Raw genomic sequence first — 20492 nt, forward strand, 5'->3', positions numbered from 1 at the left:
AGACGCAGTGCAACGCATCGGGATCATAGGCGTCGGCGAGATCGGTCGCGCCATCGTGGACGGCCTGTGCGACGGCATCGAGGAGTCGCCGGAGATCTACCTCTCGCCGCGGGGAGCCCGTACAGCCGCGGAGCTGTCCGGGCGCTACGAGGGCGTGCGGGTCTGCGACGACAACCAGGAGGTGGTGGACCGTGCCGAGATGGTGATCATCGCCGTACGCCGCCAGGACCGGCATGAAGCACTCGCCGGCTTGCGGGTGGACGACGGCAAGATCGTGGTCAACGTGATGGCGGGCGTCGGCAACGACGACCTGCGCCGAACACTGGCCACCGACGCCCCACTGGTACGGGCCATCCCTCTGCCCTCCATACGTGAACGCCGCTCCGTCACGGTCACGTATCCGGCGCACCCGGTGGTGGATTCCCTCTTCACCTACTTGGGCGGGGTGCTCCCGGTCGCGGACGAGGCGGCCTTCAACGTCTTCTCGGCGCTCACGGGAACGCTGACCGCCCACTACTGGTACCTCGCCACACTCACGTCCTGGGCGACCGGCCGCGGCATCGCCTCCGACGATGCGGACCGCTACGTTCGCAGCCTCTTCCAGGGGGTCGGCCGCGCCCTAAGCGACGAGACGCGCTCCCTGCACCAGCTCGCGGCCAACCACGAGACCCCGAACGGAAACAACGAACGCATCCGCACCACGTGGTTCGACACGGCCAACTCCGAGGCCCTGACCAGTGCTCTTGACGCGCTCCTCGCGGATCTCACATAGCCGCGCCGGCTCAGCGCCAACGGCCCTGACGTCCCCGGCGAGGCCGCTGCCTGACGAGCTCGGGGGCGGCTCAGGCCTTGGGTGCCCGTTCGGCGGCGGTCAGCGCCGGGTCGAGGACGATGTCCTCGTCGCGGGCCTCGGTGGTGGGGGCCTCGGGGAAGTGGCAGGCGGAGAGGTGGCCCTCGCGGTTGCCCTCGATGCGCAGCAGGGGCGGTTCCTCACGGGCGCACAGGTCCTGGGCCTTCCAGCAGCGGGTGCGGAAGCGGCAGCCGGAGGGCGGGGCGATGGGGGAGGGGACGTCCCCGGCGAGGCGGATGCGCTCGCGGCGGTTCACGGGGGCGTCGTCGTCGGCCATCACCACGGCCGCGTCCGGGACGGCGGACAGCAGGGCGTGGGTGTACGGGTGGCGGGGGCGGCGGTAGATGGAGTCGCGGTCGCCGACCTCGACGATCTTCCCCAGGTACATGACCGCGACGCGCTGCGAGAAGTGCCGTACGACGGCGAGGTCATGGGCGATGAAGAGGAACGCGATGCCCAGCTCGCGCTGGAGTTGCTGGAGCAGGTTGACGACCTGGGCCTGGATCGAGACGTCGAGGGCGGAGACGGGTTCGTCGGCGACGATCAGCCGGGGTTCCAGGGCGAGCGCGCGGGCAACCCCGATGCGCTGGCGCTGGCCGCCGGAGAACTCGTGCGGGAAGCGGTTGTAGTGCTCGGGGTTGAGGCCGACGGTCTCCAGCAGCTCCCGGACCCGGGCCTCGCGGCCGCCGGGCGGGCGGATGCCGTTGATCTCCATGGGCCCGGAGATGATGGTGCCGACGGTCTGCCGGGGGTTCAGCGAGGAGTACGGATCCTGGAAGATCATCTGGATCTCGGAGCGGACCGGGGCGAGTTGGGTGCGGGAGGCGTGGGTGATGTCCTGGCCCCGGTAGGCGATCCGCCCGGCGGTGGGCTCCAGCAGCCGGGTCAGCAGCCGCCCGGTGGTGGACTTGCCGCAGCCGGACTCGCCGACCAGCCCGAAGCTCTCGCCCGCGTGCACGGTCAGGTCGATGCCGTCGACGGCCTGGACGGCGCCCACCTTCCGCCGGAAGGGGAAGCCGCCCATGATCGGGAAGTGCTTGGTCAGCTTCTCTGCGACCAGGAGGGGTTCGGGTTTCCCCGACGCGATGGTCATGGGTGCGGCTCCTTAGCCCAGCCGGGGCTTGATCTGCTCGGTGAAGAGGGACTGCTTCCGCTCGGTGCCCAGGTGGCAGGCGGCGCCCCGGCCGTCCGGGAGCGCGGGCCGTTCGCCCCGGCACCGGTCATCGTCCACCTGCGCCACGTATCCGCAACGGGGGTGGAAGGGGCAGCCGGGCGGCGGGGCGAGGAGGCTCGGCGGGGTGCCGGGGATGGGACTGAGCGGTTCGTCGACGGCGGAGGACAGCCGGGGCATGGAGCCCAGCAGCCCCCAGGTGTACGGGTGCTGGGGCGCCCGCAGCACCTCGCGGACCGTACCGCGTTCGACGGCCCGGCCCGCGTACATCACCAGCAGGTCGTCGGCGGTGTTGGCGACCACGCCCAGATCGTGGGTGATCAGGATGATCGCGGAGCCGAACTCCTGCTGGAGTTCCTTGAGGAGGTCCAGGATCTGGGCCTGCACGGTGACGTCGAGGGCGGTGGTCGGCTCGTCGGCGATCAGAAGATCGGGGTCGCAGACCAGCGCCATGGCGATCATGGCGCGCTGCCGCATCCCGCCGGAGAACTGGTGCGGATAGTCGTCCACCCGCAGCCGCGCGTTGGGGATGCCGACCTTCTCCAGCATCTCGATGGCGCGCAGCCGGGCGTCCCGCTTGGAGGCGCCGGTGTGCTTGCGGTACGGCTCGGCGATCTGGCGGCCGACCGTGTAGTACGGCGAGAGGGCGGTCAGCGGATCCTGGAAGATCATCGCCATCGTGTTGCCGCGCAGCCGCTCCAGGGTGCGCTCGGGGGCGCCGGTCAGCTTCTGCCCGTCGAGGTGGATCTCGCCCGTGACCGTGGTGGTGCGCGGGTCGTGGAGGCCGAGCACGGTGAGGTTGGTGACGGACTTGCCGGAGCCGGACTCGCCGACGATGCCGAGCGTCCGGCCGCGTTCGAGGTCGAAGGAGAGCCCGTCCACGGCCTTGACGGTGCCGTCCTCGGTGGCGAAGCGGACGTGCAGGTCGCGTACGGACAGGAAGGGGCCGTCGGTCTTGGCGGAAGTGGTCACGGCAGGCGTCCTTCTAGGCGAGGCGTACGCGCGGATCGATGACGGCGTAGGCGGCGTCGACCAGGATGGTGAACACCACGATGGCCGCCGCGCTGACCAGCATCACGCCCATCAGCATCGGCAGATCGGTCAGCTGGACGGATTCCACGGCGAGCCGCCCGATGCCGTGCAGGGTGAAGGTGTACTCGGTGACCATCGCCCCGCCGAAGAGGGAGCCGAGGTCGATGCCGAAGATGGTGACGATGGGGGCGATGGCACCGCGCCAGGCGTACCGGAAGAAGACCGTCCGGCTGGACAGTCCCTTGGCCCGGGCCGTGCGGACGTGGTCCTCCTGGAGCTGCTCGACCATCTGGGAGCGGGTCATCCGGCTGTAGTTGGCCATGAAGATCAGCGAGAGCACCAGCCAGGGCAGCAGCATCCCGCTGAACCACTTCGCCGGATTGTCGGTGAAGGGGTGGTAGGCGGGCTGCTCCATGATCCCCAGGCCGCTGACGAACCAGGCCAGGCACAGCACGCCGACGAAGTAGATCTGCAGGGACGCGCCCAGCAGCGACAGCGAGCTGACGAACTTGTCGATCCAGGTGCCGCGCCGCCAGGCCGCGACCATCCCGATGCCGATCCCGCAGACCAGGAACACCGCGGCGCCGCCCAGGGCGAGCGAGAGGGTGGTGGGGAAGCGGTCGACGATGGTGCCCCACACCGGCTCCTGGCTGACGAAGGAGTAGCCGAAGCAGGGGGCGTCGCAGTGCCCGACCGCGAAGTCCCGCCCGGCGACGATCCCGGCCATGAACTTCACGTACTGCACCGGGACCGGCTGGTCCAGGCCGAGGTTCTTGTTGATGATCGCGAGCGAGGTGGGGTCGCAGCTCTTGCCGCAGGCGAGCCGGGCGGGCTCGGCGGGCAGGGCGAAGAAGAGGAAGAAGGTGATCGCGCTGATCAGCAGCAGGATCACGATCGCGCCGAGGGACCGGCGGGCGAGGAATCTCAGCATGGCGTCGGAGATCTTCCGGTAGGTGCGGGCCCGGCCGCGCCGCGGCCGGGCCCTGACGGCGACTGGGGAGCGTCCGCCGCTATTTGACGAAGACGGCGGTCGGGTCCACGGCCCCGTAGACCGCGTTCCACTTCACCCCGCCGATGCCGGAGCCCCAGAGGGTGAACAGCCGGTTGTAGAAGGTCGGGACCGCGGGCACCTGGTCGGTGAGGACCTTCTCGCTGAGCTTCATCCACTCCGTGGTGGCCTGGCCCAGGTTGCCGACCTTGCCGATCCGGCTGATCTCTCCGTCGACCGCCGGGACCTTCAGATGGCTGTAGTTCGCCGAGCCGTTGTAGACGTTCTCTCCGCCGTACACCGGAGGAACAACGGTCGAGGCGGAGGGCCAGTCGGCGGACCAGGAGGACCGGTAGAGGTCGTACGTGTTGTCCACCTTCCCGATCTGGGTGTAGTAGGTGGTCTGGTCGATCTCCTTCTTCTGGACCGTGAACCCGGCCCGCTCCAGGGCCTGCTGGACGACGACCGAGGCGTCCTGGTGGGTGTCGCCGTTGCCGTACGCGTAGACCAGCTCGTAGCCCTCCTCGCCCGCCTCCTTCAGCAGCTCCTTGGCCTTCTTGGCGTTGCCGCCGGGGTACTTCTTCTTCTGGAACGGGTCGAACGACGGGTTGTAGCCCTTGAGCGTCGGGCCGACCAGACCGCCCGCGATCTCACCGCCCTTGGGGCCGCCGAACTGCTGGAGATACTGACCGCTGGGGAACGCCCAGGCGATCGCCTCGCGCACCTTCTTGTTCTTGACCCGGTCCGTATTGATCGAGACGACGTCCACATACGGCTGGGTCTCGGTCATCGACCGGGCCATCGCGTCCTTGTTCTTGAGGACCGCCGATATCTGCGAGGGGTCGACCGCGTTGGTCCAGGTCATGCCGTTCTTGTCGGCGCCCTTGTCGGCCACCAGACGGCGGGTGGAATCCACCCACTGATGACCGAAGGAGACATCGAAGGCGTTCACATACTGATGGCGTATCGGATCGGTCTTGGGGTCCCAGTGCTCGTTCTTGACGAACTGGATGCCCTTGCCCGCCTTAAAGTTCTTGATCTTGTACGGGCCGCTGGCCACCGGCGCCTTGTCGTACTTCTCCTTGGTGTCCTTGCCCGGCGGCACCGCACCGATGTTGGGCATGGCCACGGCGAACGGCACCTCGGCGCGCGGCTGGTCGAAGTGGAAGACGACGGTCTTCTCGTCCGGTGTGTCCAGCACCGTCTTCGGCAGGTGCTTGCCCTTGTACGGGCCGTCCGGCAGCGCCTTGCGGTACTTCTGGCCCTCGCCCGAGAGCCACTGCTGCAGATACGTCGGGCCGTTGGTCTGATACGGGGCGTAGAGCCGCTCGACGGCGTGCCGGACGTCCTTGGAGGTGATCGGCGAGCCGTCCTCGAACTTCAGCCCGTCCTTGAGCGTGTACGTCCACGTCCGGCCGCCGTCCGAGGACTTGCCGGTGTCGGTGGCCAGATCGCCGACCAGCGTGACCTTCCCGGTCTTGTCGTCGATCCGGTAGTTGGTCAGCGTCCGGTTGTAGAGGGTCTGCATGATCAGCTCGTCGCTGACATAGATCTGGCCCGGGTCCAGGTGCTCGAAGGCGTCGCGCTGGAGGACCGACACCGTGCCGCCCTTCTTGGCGCCCGGCAGCTCCTTGGCGGGCCCGTTGGAGTCGGCGGCGCTGCCCAGGGTGATCCCCTGGGCCTTCATCTCCGGCTCCTTGGACTCCTTGGGGGCCGAGCCGCCCCCGCTGCTGCACGCCGAGAGCGCCAGCGCGCCCACGGCGAGGGCGACGGTGTAGCCGCGTGCTCTGCGCCTGCTGTTCAACGTCATGGTGGTAGATGCACCTGCCTCGCTGGACCTCGTCGGACGGAAGGGTGGTGCTGTTCAACGCGTGGTCTTCGGGTCCATGGCGTCCCGGACCGAGTCCCCGAGCAGGTTGAAGGCGACGACGAAGATCACCATGGCGATGCCGGGGAAGAACATGTAGGTGATGTCGCCCTCGTAGAAGTTGGCGCCCTTGGCGAACATCCGGCCCCAGTCGGGCGTCGGCTCGACCACCCCGACGCCGAGGAACGACAGGGCCGCCTCCGTCGTCACGAAGTTGGGCAGCATCAGGGTGGACTGCACCAGGATCGGCGTGCCGAGATTGGGCAGCAGCTCCTTGCGGACGATCCGCCACGGCGAGGCCCCCGTCACCTTGGCGGCCTCGACGAACTCCCGCTCCCGCAGCGACAGCACCTGACCGCGCAGCAGCCGGGCCAGCTGCATCCAGCCCAGCAGCCACAACACGGCGACCAGGGCCGTCACCCGGAAATAGGTGGGGGTCTCCTTCTGCGGGCTGACGAACAGCGCGGTGACCACCGGCATGAAGGCGACGAAGAACAGCTGCTGCGGGAAGGACAGCAGCAGATCGATCAGCCGCCCCAGGAAGTAGTCCGTGCGCCCGCCCAGATAGCCCGCGACGACGCCGATGACGATGCCGGTGAGCGTGGACAGTACCGTCGCTGCCAGCCCGATCAGCAGCGAGGTACGGATGCCGTACACCAGCTGCGTCAGCACGTCCCGGCCGAGCTTGGGCTCGATGCCGAACCAGAACTCGCCGTCGATGCCGCCGTTGGGCTTCATCGGATAGCCGGTGAGCGGATCCAGCAGCTCCGGGCGGTCGAGACCGTACGTCGTGTACGGGTCCTTTCCGTACAGCGCGGAGATCACCGGGGCCAGCACGGCGACGGCGAAGAAGAACAGCACGATGAAGGCGGAGATCACGCCCGTGCGGTCGCGCTTGAAGCGCCGCCACATCAGCTGGCGCGGCGATAAGCCGGTCGGCTGTCCGCCCTCCGTGGCCGGGGCGGTCTTCCCGGCCACGGCGAGCTGGGATGGACTCGTCATCGCGTAGCGCCCCCCATGGTGATCCGCCGCGTCGCACAAACCGTCAACTCGGTGTATCTACCCGCGTTGTGGCGGGTTGAGCACGGCGGGTTGAGCGGACTTTCGCAACGGATTCACAGCCGGGTCAAGGGGCGGGCGAGAGTGGATGTGCCCGGCTTCGGAGTCTTGAGCGAACATTTGGCAGATCGAGGTCCGGACGTGCTTGACAGTGATCACGAAGTGATGACAAAGCGTGATCACTAGGGAGGAATCGCGTTAACGCACAGGCAACTCGACTGACGTCACACCGATATACGGACGCGCCAGACTGAACTGCGTACGGCCGTGCGGGTGCCGTAGACCGGCTGGGGCGCCCATGTCGCCTCGGCCGGTTACCCGCCGCGTCATCCGGTTGGTCACGATCCGCGCACTTCTTCGCGTCGCGACGGTTGCCCGGGGTGCGAGGTGGGGGAAACCTACGGCTATGGGGCAGGGACGGATACTCACACGCGGAGCGCGTGTTTTCGGCGCACTCGTCTGCGCGGTGCTCGGCATGATCTCGCTGGCATGGATCGTGCGGGACCTGGACAAGGCGGACAAGGCGAGCCATCTGTGGTGGACATGGTCCGGAATGCCGTTCCGGGCCTCCGGGAGCCTCTTCGGCTCCTCCCTCTTCGATCTGGTCCTGCTCGTCCTGTGCGTCGCCGCCGGGATCGCCGCGCTGCGCTCACCGGCCGCCGCGGGGGCGCTCGGCGCGGTCGCGGCCGTGACGCTGGTGCTGCGGCTGCCCAGCCTGTGGAACCTGAACGCGGACTGGATGCAGGGCATCCCCGACGACCTCAAGACCCGGGCCAACCTGAGCGCGTGGGCCGGGGTGGTGCTCGGGGCGCTGCTGCTGGCCACCGTCGCCACGGCCCGGCGGCCCGCCGACGCGCATCCCGGCGCGCCGGGCGCCCTGCCCGCCGACCAGCCGCCCGGGCGGCCGGGGCCGGGAGCCGCGGTGACGGGGGCGCTGCTGCTGGGGGCGGCGGGGGCCGCCTTAAGCGCCTGGCAGATCTACTGGGCGCAGAAGGCGGACTGGGACATCTACAAGTACCAGCTGACCGGCAAGCACACCCTGGTCACGCTGCTCTCGCCGCCCGCCGCCTGGGAGGTCTGGGCCCTCGTCGCGCTCTGTCTGGCGGCCGCCGTGGCCGCGCTCGGGCGGGTGCCGCTCGCGCGGCCGCTGGGGATGGTGGCCGCGGCGCTGGTGCTGGCGGGCGGGGTGAGCGAGATATCGCTCTACAGCAAGATGGAGTACATCGAGCACGTCGACGATCTGCCGACGGTCGGGGTGCTGTCGGTGCTGACGGCGTTCTTCGAGCTGGTCGTGGGGCTGGTGGTGCTGCTCGCGCTGGCCCGGCGCGGCGAGCCGGACATCCCGGCCCCGGCGTACGGGACGGGCGCGTACGGGACGGGCGGGTACGGCTCGGGTGCGTACGGCTCGGGTGCGTACGGCGGTTACGCACCGCCCCCCGCCGCTCCGCCGGGCTACGCACCGCCGCCGCCGAGCGCCCCGCCCACGGCCCCGCCGCCTCCGTCGTCCCCGCCGCCGGGCTGGTGAGCCCGGCGGCGCCGGGCCGGTGCGTCAGCTCAGCCCGAGCGACCGCTTCAGGAAGTCGACCTGGAGCAGGAGCAGGTTCTCGGCCACCTGCTCCTGCGGGGTCATGTGCGTCACCCCGGACAGCGGCAGCACCTCGTGGGGGCGGCCCGCGGCCAGCAGGGCCGAGGAGAGGCGCAGCGAGTGGGCGACGACCACGTTGTCGTCCGCCAGGCCGTGGATGATCATCATCGGGCGGGCCGGGCCCTCCGCCACGCCGGACAGCCCCTCGTCCGTCACCAGCGAGTTCGCCGCGTACACCGCGGGCTGCTCGTCGGGGTGGCCCAGATAGCGCTCCGTGTAGTGGGTGTCGTACAGCCGCCAGTCGATGACCGGCGCGCCCACCACCGCCGCGTGGAAGACATCGGGGCGGCGCAGCGCGGCGAGCGCGGCGAGGTAGCCGCCGTAGGACCAGCCGCGGATGGCGACCCGGCCGAGGTCCAGCGGATACCGCCCGGCGAGCGCGGTGAGCGCCTCGACCTGGTCCTCCAGGGTGACGGCCGCGAGGTCGTCACGGACGGCCTTCTCCCAGGCGGGGGAGCGGCCGGGGGTGCCGCGCCCGTCGGCGACGATCACCGCGAAGCCCTGGTCGGCGAACCACTGCGAGGTGACGTACGCGTTGTGGGTGGCGACCACGCGCTGGCCGTGCGGCCCGCCGTACGGGTCCATCAGCACCGGCAGCGGCCCGTCGCCCTCGGTGTACCCGGTCGGCAGGAGTACCGCGCAGGGGATGTCGTTCTTGCCCGCGAAGGTGAGCTGCGGGCGTGCGGTGATGACGGGCGTCTCGGCGTACGAGGCGATCTCGGCGACCGTCTGCGCGGCGCCGTGGTCGGCGGCCCGCAGCAGCTCCGCCCGGGCGCCCGGCCGGTCCGTCCCGGCGTAGGCGAGCGCGATGAGCCGGTCGCCGCGCGTGGCAGAGTGCACGGCGGGGAAGGGCCGCTTGCCGACCGGCTCCCAGCCGCCCTGGTCGCCGCTGCCGCGGAACCAGGCGCGGTAGACGTCGATCTCGCCGGGCCGCTCGGGCAGCGCGGCCTCGGCGCCGGGCGAGGCGGAGAACAGCACGTCGTCCTCGCCGACCGAGAGGACCGCGCGCACGTGGAGGGCGCCGGAGGTGAGCTTGCGGTCGCCGACCATCAGGGCCCGGGCACCGCCCTCTTCCGCGATCCGGACGAGCCGCCCGTCGGGGGTCCAGACGGGCACGCCGGGGAAAAGATCCAGCCATACCGCGTCCTCGTCGACGTGCACGGTGCGGGTCCGTCCGGTCTCCGGTTCCACGGCCAGATAGAGCTGGCTGCGCTGGTCCCGGGCCTGGACGAGGAGCAGCGGCGGACCGTAGGCCGACCAGTGCACCCGGGCGAGGTAGGGGTAGCGCTGCCGGTCCCACTCGACCTCCGTACGGGAGCCGTCCAGGCCCAGCAGGACGAGCCGCACCTCGGCGTCGGCGGTCCCGGCGGCCGGGTAGGCGACCTCGGTGGGTGCCTGGCCCGGATGCGCGGGGTCGGCGATCCACCAGCGGCGTACGGGGGCGTCGTCGGCCCGGGCGACCAGCAGGGCGTCGCTGTCCGGGGACCACCAGAAGCCGCGGGTGCGGTCCATCTCCTCGGCCGCGATGAACTCGGCGAGACCGTAAGTGATGGTGTCCGCCTCCGGTTCGGCGAGCGCCCGGTCGCCCTCGCCGCCGGTGCCCGTGACGCGCAGCGCACCGCCCGCCACATAGGCGACATGGCGGCCGTCGGGGGAGGGGCGCGGGTCCACGACGGGGCCCGGAACGGGCATCTCGCGGGCCTCGCCGCCGATCAGATCGGAGACGAACAGCCGCCCGGAGAGGGCGAAGGCCGCCGTCTCGACGGCCTGGTCCACCGCGTAGCCGACCACCCCGGCCGACCCCTCGCGGCTGCGCTCGCGGCGCGCCCGCTCCTCGGCGGACAGTTCCTCGTCAGCGCCGCCGAGCAGGGCCACCGGATCGGCGGCCGGGTACTCCCGCTTCCCGGCGACGTCGTACACCCACAGCAGGCCCGCCCGGTCGGTGCCGCCGCGGGACCGGAGGAAGACCACGCGGGAGTCGTCGGGGGCCACGGTGAAGGCCCGCGGCGCTCCGAGCGTGAAGCGCTGGGTGCGGGCGTGCTGCCGAGGGAAGGAGAGCTGTCCGGTCATAGGGCGAGCGTACGGGTCCTGAAGATCGCGAGGGGCGTACTGACCGGTACACGCGTCGGGGCGTACGGACCGCGGGGGAAGGGCGGTCGGGGTGCCTCTTGCCAGGGGCACGGTCCGGCCGTCCAGCGGCCAGAACAAGCCAGCTTCTCAGTGGGTGAGATGGCGGATAACCAGCGGAAAGTCTCCCTGGCCAAGCGCCAGTTCGTGCGATCAGGCATGCGCCCCTGTCATGCTCCCGTGCACCGACTCGTGCGCACGCGCCGATAGTTATGATCGATTGCGCATAGTGGGTAGGCCCCGTGTGGCATCAATATGTTGTCTGTCCGAGCGCGTGTTCCTGGAGGTGAGTCGCTGTGGCGCTCTCGATCTCGTTGTCTGTGCTGCTGCTGATCATCGTCGTCATGCTCGTCAATAAAGCCGGGCTGAAAACCGCGCACGCGCTCATCTGTGTGCTGCTCGGCTTCTACCTCGCCAGTTCGTCGGTCGCCCCGACCATCGACGACCTCACCACCAACGTGGCGAACATGATCGGTGACGTGAAGCTGTGAGCCGCTGACAGCGCACGGGCGACGGCCCAGGGGGTCCGGGCCCGCGGTCCGCGGGCACCGGTGGGCGAATCGTAGGCTGTGCTCATGACCGTTCTTCCCGCCCGTCGTCTGCTCCTGGTGCACGCGCATCCGGATGACGAGTCGATCAACAACGGCGCGACCATGGCCAAGTACGCGGCCGAGGGTGCCCACGTCACCCTGGTGACCTGCACCCTCGGTGAAGAAGGCGAGGTCATTCCGGCAGCCCTGGCCCACCTCGCCGCCGACCGCGACGATGCCCTCGGCACCCACCGGATCGGTGAACTCGCCGCGGCCATGGAGGTGTTGGGCGTCCAGGACCACCGCTTCCTGGGCGGTCCGGGCAGATATCGCGACTCGGGCATGATGGGCGCCCCGCAGAACGACCGCCCCGACTGCTTCTGGCAGGCCGGCGTCGACGAGGCGGCCTGCCACCTGGTGGCCGTGATCCGCGAGGTCCGGCCGCAGGTCCTGGTGGCGTACGACACCGACGGGGGGTACGGACACCCCGACCACATCCAGGCACACCGCGTCGCCATGCGCGCGGCGGAGCTGGCCGCCGAGCCGGCCTACCGCCTGGACCTGGGCGATCCGCACGAGATCGCGAAGGTCTACTGGAACTGTGTGCCGCGCTCGGCCCTGGAGGAGGGCTTCGCCAGGCTGCGGGCGGCGGGCGAGGAGTCCCCCTTCCCCGGCGTCGCCACCGCCGACGACGTACCGGGCGTGGTGGACGACGCGGAGGTCTCGGCGGTGATCGACGGCACCGCGTACGCCGACGCCAAGACGGCCGCGATGCGCGCCCACGCCACCCAGATCGCGGTCGACGCGCCCTTCTTCGCGCTCTCCAACGACCTGGGGCAGCCGCTGTTCGTCCGCGAGTACTACCGGCTCGTCAAGGGCGAGCCGGGAGCGGAGCGCGAGGACGACCTGTTCGCGGGGGTGACGGCATGACGGCCGCGAGGCTCGGGGGATACGCGCTGCTCGCCGCCCTCGGAGCGCTGACCGGCATCGCGGGGGCGCTGGTCCAAGGGCTCTGGTTCCCGGGCGGGTTGCTGCTCGCGCTGCTCGGCGTCGCGGCCGTCTGCTACGGCGGCGTCAAGGCGACCGACCGTCGGCTGGGCGGCGGATTGCCCGCCGGGGCGTGGACGCTGGTGGTCCTGCTGCTCACCAGCGCCCGTCCGGAAGGGGACTTCCTCTTCGGCGCGGGCCTGGGGTCGTATGTGTTCCTGCTGGGCGGCATGTTCATCGGTGTGATGTGTGCCACCCTGCCGGTGGTGTCGCAACCGGGCGCGCTGGCGGTCCGACTTGGTAAGTGACGTGACGTTTACGGCGTGACGTCCCCGGGGCCCGGCGCGATGTTCCCGGGCCCTCGTACACTCCTCCGCCGACGCACAAGGGAGCCACCCGGTGCGGTCTTGGGGCGGCCGTCAAGTACGCGAACGCGGCGCCCAGTATGGTGGTGCGCGCCGCCGAGCCGCCCGCGCGAGGTCTGACGGGCGGCGGAGCTAACTGGGAGAACCTGCTTTGAGCCGTGAATCTGACAGTTCGTCCTCCGGGGCCCGGGGGGGTAGCGGCGGTGCCGCCTATCCGTCGGGCACCCCGCCGTACGGATCCCGCCTGTCCCCGTCGCCGGAGGCCCTCCAGGGCGGCGTCGGTGACGGTGAGGCGCATACCGCGGCCAAGCCGGAGGATCCGAAGACCGAAACCACTCTGACGACCCGCATCCGGATCAACATCCCGGGTTCGCGGCCCATTCCGCCGGTCGTCATGCGCAAGACCGTCGACGGGGAGAGCGTGCCCGCCCCCCGCTCCGGTGAGGACGACGGGGAGGACACCGGGGCCACGCCCCGGCCCGAAGCCGTCCGTTCCCCGGAGCTGGGCGCGGCGGCCGCGGAGGGCCGCGCGGACGGCGCCAAGGACCGCGAGAGCCGCGAGAAGACCGGCAAGGGCGGCAAGGGCGACGGCGAGAAGACCAGCGACTGGTTCGCGCCGCCCCGCCGCCCCAAGGGCTCCTCGACCACCCAGAGCACCCCGCTGCCCCCGGCGCCGGAGACCACCCAGCAGTTCCCCGCGCCGACCCTGGGCGGCGGAACGCAGGCCGATCTGCCGTACTTCACGGACACCCCGGGCACCGGCGGCCTCCCCGGGGCGCCGGAGCCCAGCGGCCCGACGACCGGCCCGGTCACCGGCGATATGCGGATGCCGGGCGCCCCGGCGCGGGACGAGGACCTGCTGGCCCCGCCCGGCCCCGGCACGCCGACCGGCCCGGGGCTGTCCGACAGCTCGGGCGTCGGCCCGCTGAACGGCGCGGCCGGGCAGCCCCCGACCCCGCCCGGCGGCTCGCCGCTGACCGGCAGCCTGGGTGCCACCACGGGCGCGAGCCCGACCGTGCAGCCCGGCCCGGCCGGTCCGCTCGGCGGGCCCGGCGCGGAGCCCTCGCCGTCGCTCTTCCGTGACCCGGAGTTCACCTCGCCCAGCGGGCCGGACCAGGTCTCCAGCGACACCCTGGTCAGCGGAGTGCCGGTGGTCCCGCCCGCCGACGCCGCGGCCAAGCCGCCCACCCCGCCCACCGGGGACAGCGCCCCGCCGAGCAGCCCGGCGCCGAAGGCGCCCGCGGCGGGCAAGGCGGGCAAGCCGAAGAAGAAGGGCCGCTCCAAGCTGGTCATGCTGGGCGCCCTGGTGGTGACCGCGGCCGGTGTCGCGTACGTGGCGGGCCTGGCGATGAACCACGCGGACGTGCCCAACGGCACCACCGTCCTCGGCGTCGACATCGGCGGCTCCTCCAAACAGGTGGCCACCGACAAGCTGGACACCGCGCTCGGCGGCCGCATCAACGCCCCGCTGAAGGTGACCGTCGACGGCGACCAGAAGGAGATCAAGCCGTCCGTCGCGGGGCTGGCCCTGGACACCGAGGCCACCGTGCGGGACGTCGCGGGCCGCGACTACAACCCGATGACGGTCATCGGCTCGCTCTTCGGCAGCACCCACGAGGCCGAGCCCACCGTGACGGTCGACGAGGAGAAGCTCCGGGACGCGCTCGGGCGGCTCGCGGGCAACTCGGGCACGGCGCGCGAGGGCACGATCACCTTCAAGCCCGGCAAGGTCACCCCCGTCTACGGCAGGGAGGGCCAGGGCCTGGACATCGACGAGGCGGTCAGCTCCGTCTCCGAGGCGTACCGGGAGCGGGCCGAGACCGGCAAGGACAAGCCGGTCGACCTGCCGGTCGTCGCCAAGCGGCCGACGGTCAGCAAGGCCGAGGTGGACGCGAAGCTGAAGTCCTTCGCCGAGCCCGCGATGTCCGGCCTGATCACGGTCAAGACGGATGACGCGCACACCATCCAGTTCGGTCCGGACCGCTCGCTGCCGCAGATCCTCTCGATGCGCCCGGTCGACGGCAAGCTCCAGCCGCACTTCGATCTCGCCGCGATCAAGAGGCTGTACGGCCAGACCTTCGACGGGGTGCTGATCGAGCGCGCCGACGGCACCAAGAAGGCCGTCACCCCGCAGGAAGTGGCGATCGCCATGCGGACCGCGCTGCTGGGCAAGACGCCCGCCGAGCGGATCGCGGTCATCGACACCGCGCCCAACTAGCGGTCATCGACGCCTCGCCCGACCAGAGGCGTCCACCGGCCCCTCACGGCCCCCGCCCCGGCATCCCGGGCGGGGGCCGTGGCGCGTAGCCATGACATCTGTCATCCCCAGGTCACGACCATCGACACTGCCGCCGGCCGGGCCCGCTCGGCGAGGCTTGGGGCCATGACAGCGACCACCGCACCCTCCGCCACCGGCGTCCGGGCCCGCACCGCGGCCGCCCCGCCGGTGGTCAGCTTCACCGGCGTCAGCAAGAGCTACGGCACCGTGCGCGCCGTGGCCGATCTCGACCTCCACCTCCACCCCGGCGAGACCGTCGCCCTGCTGGGACCCAACGGCGCGGGCAAGTCCTCCACCCTCGATCTGCTGCTCGGCCTGCGCACCCCCGACAGCGGCCGGGTCGAGGTCTTCGGCACCACCCCGCGGCAGGCCATCGCCCGCGGCCACATCGGCGCGATGCTGCAGAGCGGCTGCCTCATGCAGGAGGTGACGGTCCGCGAACTGGTGCGGCTCGCCTGCGATCTGCACCCCCACGGCCACCCGGTCGACGAGGTCCTGGAGCGGGCGGGCATCGCCGGGATCGCCGACCGCAAGGTGAACAAGCTCTCCGGCGGCCAGGAGCAGCGGGTGCGCTTCGCGTTCGCCACCGCGGGCGCCTCCGACCTGATCGTGCTGGACGAGCCGACGACCGGGATGGACGTCTCGTCCCGGCAGACCTTCTGGGGCACGATGCGCGAGCAGGCCCGGCAGGGCCGCACCATCCTGTTCGCCACCCACTACCTCGAAGAGGCCGACGAGATCGCCGACCGGGTGATCGTGCTGCACCGCGGCCGGGTGCTTGCGGATGGCTCGTCCGCCGAGATCAAGGCGATGGCCGGGGCCCGCCGGATCTCCTTCACCCTGGACGGCCCGCCCGACGAGGCCGCGCTGCGCGCCCTCCCCGCCCTGACCGGCCTCGACATATCAGGGCGTACGGTACGGACGCGGTCCACCGACGCCGACGTGACCGTGCACGCGGTCTACCGGCTCGGGCTCTACCCGCGCGGCCTGGAGGTCGCCGGGCTCGGCCTGGAGCAGGCGTTCCTCGCCATCACCGACGCCGCCACGACATCTGCCACGACGTCTGCCACGACGCCCGAGGAGGCGTGACGATGACGACCCTGGTCAAGCTGGAGATCGTCCGCGCACTGCGCAACCGTAAGTTCATGTTCTTCACGGTCGTTTACCCGTCCGTGCTCTTCCTGATGATCGCGGGCAGCGCGGACAAGAACGACCGCATACCGGGCACCGGCCTGTCGTTGCCGCTCTACTACATGGTCTCGATGGCCTCCTTCGGCGCGCTGACCGCCGTCCTCATGGTCAAGAGCGAGCAGATCGCCAAGGAGCGCGAGGGCGGCTGGGTGCGTCAGCTGCGGCTGACCGCGCTGCCCGGACGCGGCTATGTGGTGGCCAAGATCGCCTCGGCCGCGGTCACCACCCTCCCGTCGATCGTGATCGTCTTCATCGTGGCCGCCGCCGTCAAGGGCGTCCGGCTGGACGCCGCCTGGGAGTGGATCGCGCTGACCGGCGCGATCTGGGCGGGCTCGCTGGTCTTCGCCGCCCTGGGCGTGGCCATCGGCTACCTCGCCACCGGCGACGCGGTGCGGCCCCTGACGATGATCATCTACTTCGGTCTGTCGATCCTCGGCGGCCTGTGGATGCCGACCACCTCCTACCCGCAGTGGCTGCAGACCATCGGCGACTGGTTGCCCACCAACGCCTACGCCGCGCTCGGCCAGGCGATCGAGCTGGGCAACGCCCCGCACGCCAGGGACGTGGTCCTGCTCGCCGCCTATCTGGTCCTCTTCGCGGGCGCCGCGGCATGGCTGTACCGCAAGGACACCCGCACAGCATGACCCGGCCGACCTGGTGGCGCGACGCGGCGGCCTACGACGAGGAGACGGACACTCCGGCCATCGGCCAGAGCCCCGACAACCGGCGGCAGGCCCTGATCAAGCTGCTGTGGATCGGGATCTGGATGGCCTACATGGGCGCGCCGGTGAGCGACCTCGCGGACGGCCACCACACCGCCCCCGCCACCGTGTTCGGCGCGCTCGGCCTGCTGGTCTTCGTCAGCGTCTATCTGGTGCTGGTCTTCCGGCACACCGGCCGCGCCCTGACCCGGGGCGCCGTCCAGTGGGCGCTGGTCACGATCTGCGTCCTCGCCGCCGTCCTCACCATCACCCTGGGCGACGCCTGGCTGGTGCTCGCCGTCTACGTCTCCGTCGCCTTCGGCGCGGTACTGCCGACGCGGCTCGCCCGTTGGGCGATCCCGCTGAACACCGTCGCCATGGTGGGCGCCGGGCTGCTGGTCCGCGGCTCGCACGACCTGATGTCCGCCCTCGTCATCCCGTCCCTGCTCGGCGGCTTCGCGATGAGCGCGGTGCGGCAGATGGTCCGTACGACCCGGGCGCTGCGGGAGGCCCGCGCCACCGTCGCCCAGCTCGCCGCCAACGAGGAGCGGCTGCGGCTCGCCCGCGACCTGCACGACCTGCTGGGGCACTCGCTCTCGCTGATCACGCTCAAGAGCGAGCTGGCGGGCCGGATGCTGCCCGGCAAGCCCGAACAGGCCGCGCAGCAGGTCGCCGACATCGAACGGGTCAGCCGCCAGGCCCTGGTCGACGTACGGGAGGCGGTGAGCGGCTTCCGCCGCCCCACCCTGGAGGCCGAGCTGGCCGGGGCCCGTACCGCGCTCGCCGCCGCGGGCATCACCGCCGACCTGCACCGGGCGGGCGTCCACCACCCGGACCTCCCGCCCGACCAGGAGGGCGCCCTGGCCTGGGCGCTGCGCGAGGCCGTCACCAACGTGGTCCGGCACAGCGGGGCGCGCCGCTGCACGGTGACCCTCACCGAAGTGGGCGACGACCTGTGCCTGACCGTCACCGACGACGGCCGCGGCACGACCGGCCCGCACGGCAACGGGCTGACCGGCCTGGCCGAGCGGCTCCAGCTCGCCGACGGCCGCCTGGAGACCGGCCCGGGCGACCCGCACGGCTTCACCCTCCGCGCCCTGGCCCCCCTCTCCCGCACCACCCCCGCCGGCCTCCCGACCGAGCCCTGAACCGGCCGCCGCCGGATACGCTGCCCGGATGATCCGGGTATTGCTCGCCGAGGACCAGTCCATGGTGCGGGAGGCGCTGGCCGCGCTGCTCGGGCTGGAGGACGAGATCGAGGTCGTCGCCCAGGTGGCCCGCGGCGACGAGGTCGTGGACGCGGCCCGCGCTCACCGGCCCGACGTCGCGCTGCTGGACATCGAGATGCCGGGCGCGACCGGAATCGAGGCCGCCGCCGCGCTGCACCAGGCGGCGCCCGAGGTGCGGATCGTGATCCTGACGACCTTCGGCCGCCCCGGCTATCTGCGCCGCGCGATGGAATCCGGCGCCGACGCGTTCCTGGTCAAGGACGCCCCCGCCGCCCAGCTCGCCGACGCGATACGGCGGGTGCTGCGCGGCGAGCGGGTCATCGACCCGACCCTGGCCGCGGCGGCGCTGGTGGACGGGGCCAGCCCGCTGACCGCGCGGGAACGCGAGGTGCTGGGCGCCTCCGCGGACGGCTCGACCAACGCCGAGCTGGCCCGGGCGCTGAACCTGTCGCAGGGCACCGTCCGCAACTACCTCTCCACGGCCATCCAGAAGACCGCCGCCCGCAACCGGGCCGAGGCGGTCCGCATCGCCCGCGACAAGGGCTGGCTGTGAGGGGGCCCGCGGTCAGTTGAGCCGCGCCCGCGCCGCGTGCGCCTGACGCCGTACCGCCTCCGCCGCCTCCGGCTCCATCACGCCCACCACCTCCGCGTACTCCTCCAGCTCCCGCGCCCCGGTGAGGAAGTCACCGCGCTCGACCAGCAGCCGCGCCCGCTCGTAGCGCAGCCGGGCGGGATGGCTGGGCAGCAGCAGCGCCAGCTCGACCGCCCACAGCTGGACATCGGTGCGCTCGGGGCGGGCGGCCGCCCAGGCGCGGACGTTGTTGAGGATGCGCAGCATGATGTCCAGCGGATCGGCCGGGCCCAGCACCGACGGCTCCGGCGGCGCGCCGGTGACGCCCGACACCAGCAGCGCCGCGTCCTGGCCGGACAGCCTCCGGCCGCCGTCGAACGGGTCGGCCAGCACATGGTCCCCGTACGGATCGCCGAAGCCGACCACGAAGTGGCCCGGCAGCGCGACACCGTACACCGGAGCGCCCGCGCGCCGCGCGACCTCCATCCACACCAGCGACAGCAGGATCGGCAGCCCGCGGCGGCGCCGCAGCACCTGGTGCAGCAGCGAGGAGTCCAGCCGCCGGTAGTCGGCCGCTTCGCCCCGGAAGCCGTACCGCTCGCCGAGCACCCGGGCCAGCGCGTCGGCCCAGGCGGCGGGCGTGCCGGGGGAGAACGGCACCTCACCGGCCAGCCGGTCGAGTTCGATCTGCGCCTCGTCGATCCCGGCCTCGTCCAGCGCGTCGTCGGCCTCCATGCCCATCAGCAGGCACAGCAGGGCCAGGTCGGGGCGCTCCTCGCGGGCCGCGTCGGCGAATCTGCGGCGTGGTGTCTCGGTCATGCGCTGTCGGCGCCGGGCGCGCGCCAGTGGTGGTAGGTGTGGTGGAGGGTGAACCCCAGGCCGTCGTAGAAGGCGTGGGCGGCGCTGTTGTCCGTCTCTACCTGGAGGTACGCGGCCGAGGCGCCGTCGTCCAGCGCCGTGCGGGCCAGCGCGGTCATCACGGCCCGGGCCAGGCCCTCCCGGCGCCGCTCCGGCGCGGTCTCCACCGCCGCGAACCCGGCCCAGCGGCCGTCCACTACACAGCGCCCGATGGCGGCCGGGGCCTCTCCCGCCTCGCCACCTATCGTCGCGAACCACACCGACGGGCCGCCGGAGAGCACCGCCAGCGCCTCGGGGGAGGGCCGGGCGGAGCGCTGGTAGCGGGCCAGCCAGGCGTCGCCGATCTCCCGGGAGAGCGTCACGGCCGAGACGTCGGCGTCCTGGTCGGCGATCGGGGCCAGCGCCGCGATGCGCACCTGCGCGGAGACCTCCCGGGTCCAGCCGCGCGTCTCCAGCTCCGCGGCCAGCGGCTCCTGGGTACCCTCGGCGCCGGTGCTGACCTGGACGTACGCGGGCAGCCCGCGCTCGGCGTACCAGCCGGTCACCCGGCGCAGCGCCTCGTCGAGGCCGCAGCCGGGGTCGCCGAGCGGCAGGACGGAGTTGGCGCGGCGGGTGAACCCGCCGGACGCGCGCAGCTCCCACTCGCCCAGCCGCTCGCTGGTCACCGGCGGCCAGCCGCGGGCGGCGACCCGGTCCAGCTCGCGCGCGTTCGCCGCCGGGCCCCGGCGGCGGGCCGGTGCGGCGGGCACGACCTTGCCCGCGACCAGCGACGACTCCTCGATTCTGATGGACTCCCCAGTCCGGCGGGTGATGTGCAGCACACCCTCGGTCCACGATGTGAGAACCCCGACCACGTCGGTGAACCTCTCGGGGCCGCGTCGGTCGCCCGTCAGGAGCCTCACAGACACCCGTTTGCGCACGTCACCGGGGGTGATGCGAACCTCAAGCCGTCCGCCGGTGGTGAAATCCACTGCTCTGCCAACCCCTCATGTGCGTCTGGTGCCCCGGAACGGAGATACTAGGTGCGGGCATCGACGACGCCG

The 20492-nt window shown here is 71.8% G+C and carries 18 protein-coding genes; 10 read left to right on the forward strand and 8 right to left on the reverse strand.

The genetic code is table 11. The features are described 5' to 3' along the window. The first annotated feature begins 7 nt into the window (after positions 1 to 7). Positions 8 to 772, forward strand: a complete 765-nt coding sequence (locus tag ACZ6CL_RS01980) for an NAD(P)-binding domain-containing protein (protein WP_468929952.1) — start codon at positions 8 to 10, stop codon at positions 770 to 772. 70 nt (positions 773 to 842) lie between these two features. Here the strand turns inward: ACZ6CL_RS01980 and ACZ6CL_RS01985 are convergent, their stop codons facing one another. From ACZ6CL_RS01985 to ACZ6CL_RS02005, 5 genes are all read right to left on the reverse strand, one after another. Further along, complete coding sequence (locus ACZ6CL_RS01985) at positions 843 to 1943, reverse strand: ABC transporter ATP-binding protein (RefSeq protein ID WP_468929955.1); 1101 nt, start codon at positions 1941 to 1943, stop codon at positions 843 to 845. A gap of 12 nt (positions 1944 to 1955) precedes the next feature. Further along, positions 1956 to 2993 carry an ABC transporter ATP-binding protein gene (locus ACZ6CL_RS01990; protein ID WP_468929958.1) on the reverse strand — a complete coding sequence of 346 codons (1038 nt, stop codon included), beginning with the start codon at positions 2991 to 2993 and terminating at the stop codon, positions 1956 to 1958. A 13-nt stretch (positions 2994 to 3006) separates the two neighbouring features. Next, complete coding sequence (locus ACZ6CL_RS01995) at positions 3007 to 3984, reverse strand: ABC transporter permease (RefSeq protein WP_468929960.1); 978 nt, start codon at positions 3982 to 3984, stop codon at positions 3007 to 3009. Positions 3985 to 4063: 79 nt separating this feature from the next. Further along, positions 4064 to 5851, reverse strand: coding sequence for an ABC transporter substrate-binding protein (locus tag ACZ6CL_RS02000; RefSeq protein ID WP_468929963.1), 1788 nt, complete (start codon positions 5849 to 5851; stop codon positions 4064 to 4066). A gap of 54 nt (positions 5852 to 5905) precedes the next feature. Beyond that, positions 5906 to 6910, reverse strand: coding sequence for an ABC transporter permease (locus ACZ6CL_RS02005; protein ID WP_468929966.1), 1005 nt, complete (start codon positions 6908 to 6910; stop codon positions 5906 to 5908). 532 nt (positions 6911 to 7442) lie between these two features. Between ACZ6CL_RS02005 and ACZ6CL_RS02010 the strand changes: the two genes are divergently transcribed. Next, positions 7443 to 8492, forward strand: coding sequence for a hypothetical protein (locus tag ACZ6CL_RS02010; RefSeq protein ID WP_468929968.1), 1050 nt, complete (start codon positions 7443 to 7445; stop codon positions 8490 to 8492). A gap of 24 nt (positions 8493 to 8516) precedes the next feature. On the opposite strand, the gene ACZ6CL_RS02015 is transcribed toward ACZ6CL_RS02010, so the two are convergent. Then, positions 8517 to 10682, reverse strand: a complete 2166-nt coding sequence (locus tag ACZ6CL_RS02015) for an alpha/beta fold hydrolase (protein WP_468929970.1) — start codon at positions 10680 to 10682, stop codon at positions 8517 to 8519. 353 nt (positions 10683 to 11035) lie between these two features. Between ACZ6CL_RS02015 and ACZ6CL_RS02020 the strand changes: the two genes are divergently transcribed. The 8 genes from ACZ6CL_RS02020 (at position 11036) to ACZ6CL_RS02055 (ending at position 18573) form a co-directional block, all read left to right on the forward strand. After that, on the forward strand, positions 11036 to 11230 hold the full coding sequence (locus tag ACZ6CL_RS02020; protein ID WP_009715279.1) for a hypothetical protein: 195 nt from the start codon (positions 11036 to 11038) through the stop codon (positions 11228 to 11230). 84 nt (positions 11231 to 11314) lie between these two features. Next, on the forward strand, positions 11315 to 12199 hold the full coding sequence (mshB, locus tag ACZ6CL_RS02025) for an N-acetyl-1-D-myo-inositol-2-amino-2-deoxy-alpha-D-glucopyranoside deacetylase (protein WP_468929972.1): 885 nt from the start codon (positions 11315 to 11317) through the stop codon (positions 12197 to 12199). Next, entirely contained in the window at positions 12196 to 12564 is a 369-nt protein-coding gene (locus tag ACZ6CL_RS02030) for a DUF6113 family protein (protein WP_468929974.1), read from the forward strand. Before mshB ends, ACZ6CL_RS02030 begins: the two co-directional genes overlap by 4 nt. A gap of 208 nt (positions 12565 to 12772) precedes the next feature. Then, entirely contained in the window at positions 12773 to 14839 is a 2067-nt protein-coding gene (locus tag ACZ6CL_RS02035; RefSeq protein ID WP_468929976.1) for a peptidoglycan binding domain-containing protein, read from the forward strand. Between the two features lie 165 nt (positions 14840 to 15004). Beyond that, on the forward strand, positions 15005 to 15988 hold the full coding sequence (locus ACZ6CL_RS02040) for an ABC transporter ATP-binding protein (RefSeq protein WP_468929978.1): 984 nt from the start codon (positions 15005 to 15007) through the stop codon (positions 15986 to 15988). A 2-nt stretch (positions 15989 to 15990) separates the two neighbouring features. Next, positions 15991 to 16734, forward strand: a complete 744-nt coding sequence (locus ACZ6CL_RS02045; protein WP_468929980.1) for an ABC transporter permease — start codon at positions 15991 to 15993, stop codon at positions 16732 to 16734. Continuing rightward, positions 16731 to 17939, forward strand: coding sequence for a sensor histidine kinase (locus ACZ6CL_RS02050; protein WP_468929982.1), 1209 nt, complete (start codon positions 16731 to 16733; stop codon positions 17937 to 17939). Before ACZ6CL_RS02045 ends, ACZ6CL_RS02050 begins: the two co-directional genes overlap by 4 nt. 28 nt (positions 17940 to 17967) lie before the next feature. Then, positions 17968 to 18573 (forward strand): response regulator transcription factor, encoded by a 606-nt coding sequence (locus ACZ6CL_RS02055; protein WP_468929984.1) that lies wholly within the window; start codon positions 17968 to 17970, stop codon positions 18571 to 18573. Between the two features lie 12 nt (positions 18574 to 18585). On the opposite strand, the gene ACZ6CL_RS02060 is transcribed toward ACZ6CL_RS02055, so the two are convergent. Further along, positions 18586 to 19410 carry a transglutaminase-like and tetratricopeptide repeat-containing protein gene (locus ACZ6CL_RS02060; RefSeq protein WP_468929987.1) on the reverse strand — a complete coding sequence of 275 codons (825 nt, stop codon included), beginning with the start codon at positions 19408 to 19410 and terminating at the stop codon, positions 18586 to 18588. Continuing rightward, positions 19407 to 20420: a GNAT family N-acetyltransferase gene (locus ACZ6CL_RS02065; RefSeq protein ID WP_468929989.1), complete on the reverse strand. Its 1014-nt coding sequence runs from the start codon at positions 20418 to 20420 to the stop codon at positions 19407 to 19409. Before ACZ6CL_RS02065 ends, ACZ6CL_RS02060 begins: the two co-directional genes overlap by 4 nt. Between the last annotated feature and the right edge of the window lie 72 nt (positions 20421 to 20492).

It is taken from the genome of Streptomyces sp. NPDC041200, assembly GCF_055591805.1.

Excerpts from the sequence above, each read along its gene's own strand:
- ACZ6CL_RS01985 (WP_468929955.1), bottom strand. The coding sequence starts at position 1,943 with ATGACCATCGCGTCGGGGAAACCCGAACCCCTCCTGGTCGCAGAGAAG.
- ACZ6CL_RS01995 (WP_468929960.1), bottom strand. The coding sequence starts at position 3,984 with ATGCTGAGATTCCTCGCCCGCCGGTCCCTCGGCGCGATCGTGATCCTG.
- ACZ6CL_RS02000 (WP_468929963.1), bottom strand. The coding sequence starts at position 5,851 with ATGACGTTGAACAGCAGGCGCAGAGCACGCGGCTACACCGTCGCCCTC.
- ACZ6CL_RS02005 (WP_468929966.1), bottom strand. The coding sequence starts at position 6,910 with ATGACGAGTCCATCCCAGCTCGCCGTGGCCGGGAAGACCGCCCCGGCC.
- ACZ6CL_RS02010 (WP_468929968.1), top strand. The coding sequence starts at position 7,443 with ATGATCTCGCTGGCATGGATCGTGCGGGACCTGGACAAGGCGGACAAG.
- ACZ6CL_RS02015 (WP_468929970.1), bottom strand. The coding sequence starts at position 10,682 with ATGACCGGACAGCTCTCCTTCCCTCGGCAGCACGCCCGCACCCAGCGC.
- mshB (WP_468929972.1), top strand. The coding sequence starts at position 11,315 with ATGACCGTTCTTCCCGCCCGTCGTCTGCTCCTGGTGCACGCGCATCCG.
- ACZ6CL_RS02030 (WP_468929974.1), top strand. The coding sequence starts at position 12,196 with ATGACGGCCGCGAGGCTCGGGGGATACGCGCTGCTCGCCGCCCTCGGA.
- ACZ6CL_RS02040 (WP_468929978.1), top strand. The coding sequence starts at position 15,005 with ATGACAGCGACCACCGCACCCTCCGCCACCGGCGTCCGGGCCCGCACC.
- ACZ6CL_RS02045 (WP_468929980.1), top strand. The coding sequence starts at position 15,991 with ATGACGACCCTGGTCAAGCTGGAGATCGTCCGCGCACTGCGCAACCGT.
- ACZ6CL_RS02050 (WP_468929982.1), top strand. The coding sequence starts at position 16,731 with ATGACCCGGCCGACCTGGTGGCGCGACGCGGCGGCCTACGACGAGGAG.
- ACZ6CL_RS02055 (WP_468929984.1), top strand. The coding sequence starts at position 17,968 with ATGATCCGGGTATTGCTCGCCGAGGACCAGTCCATGGTGCGGGAGGCG.
- ACZ6CL_RS02060 (WP_468929987.1), bottom strand. The coding sequence starts at position 19,410 with ATGACCGAGACACCACGCCGCAGATTCGCCGACGCGGCCCGCGAGGAG.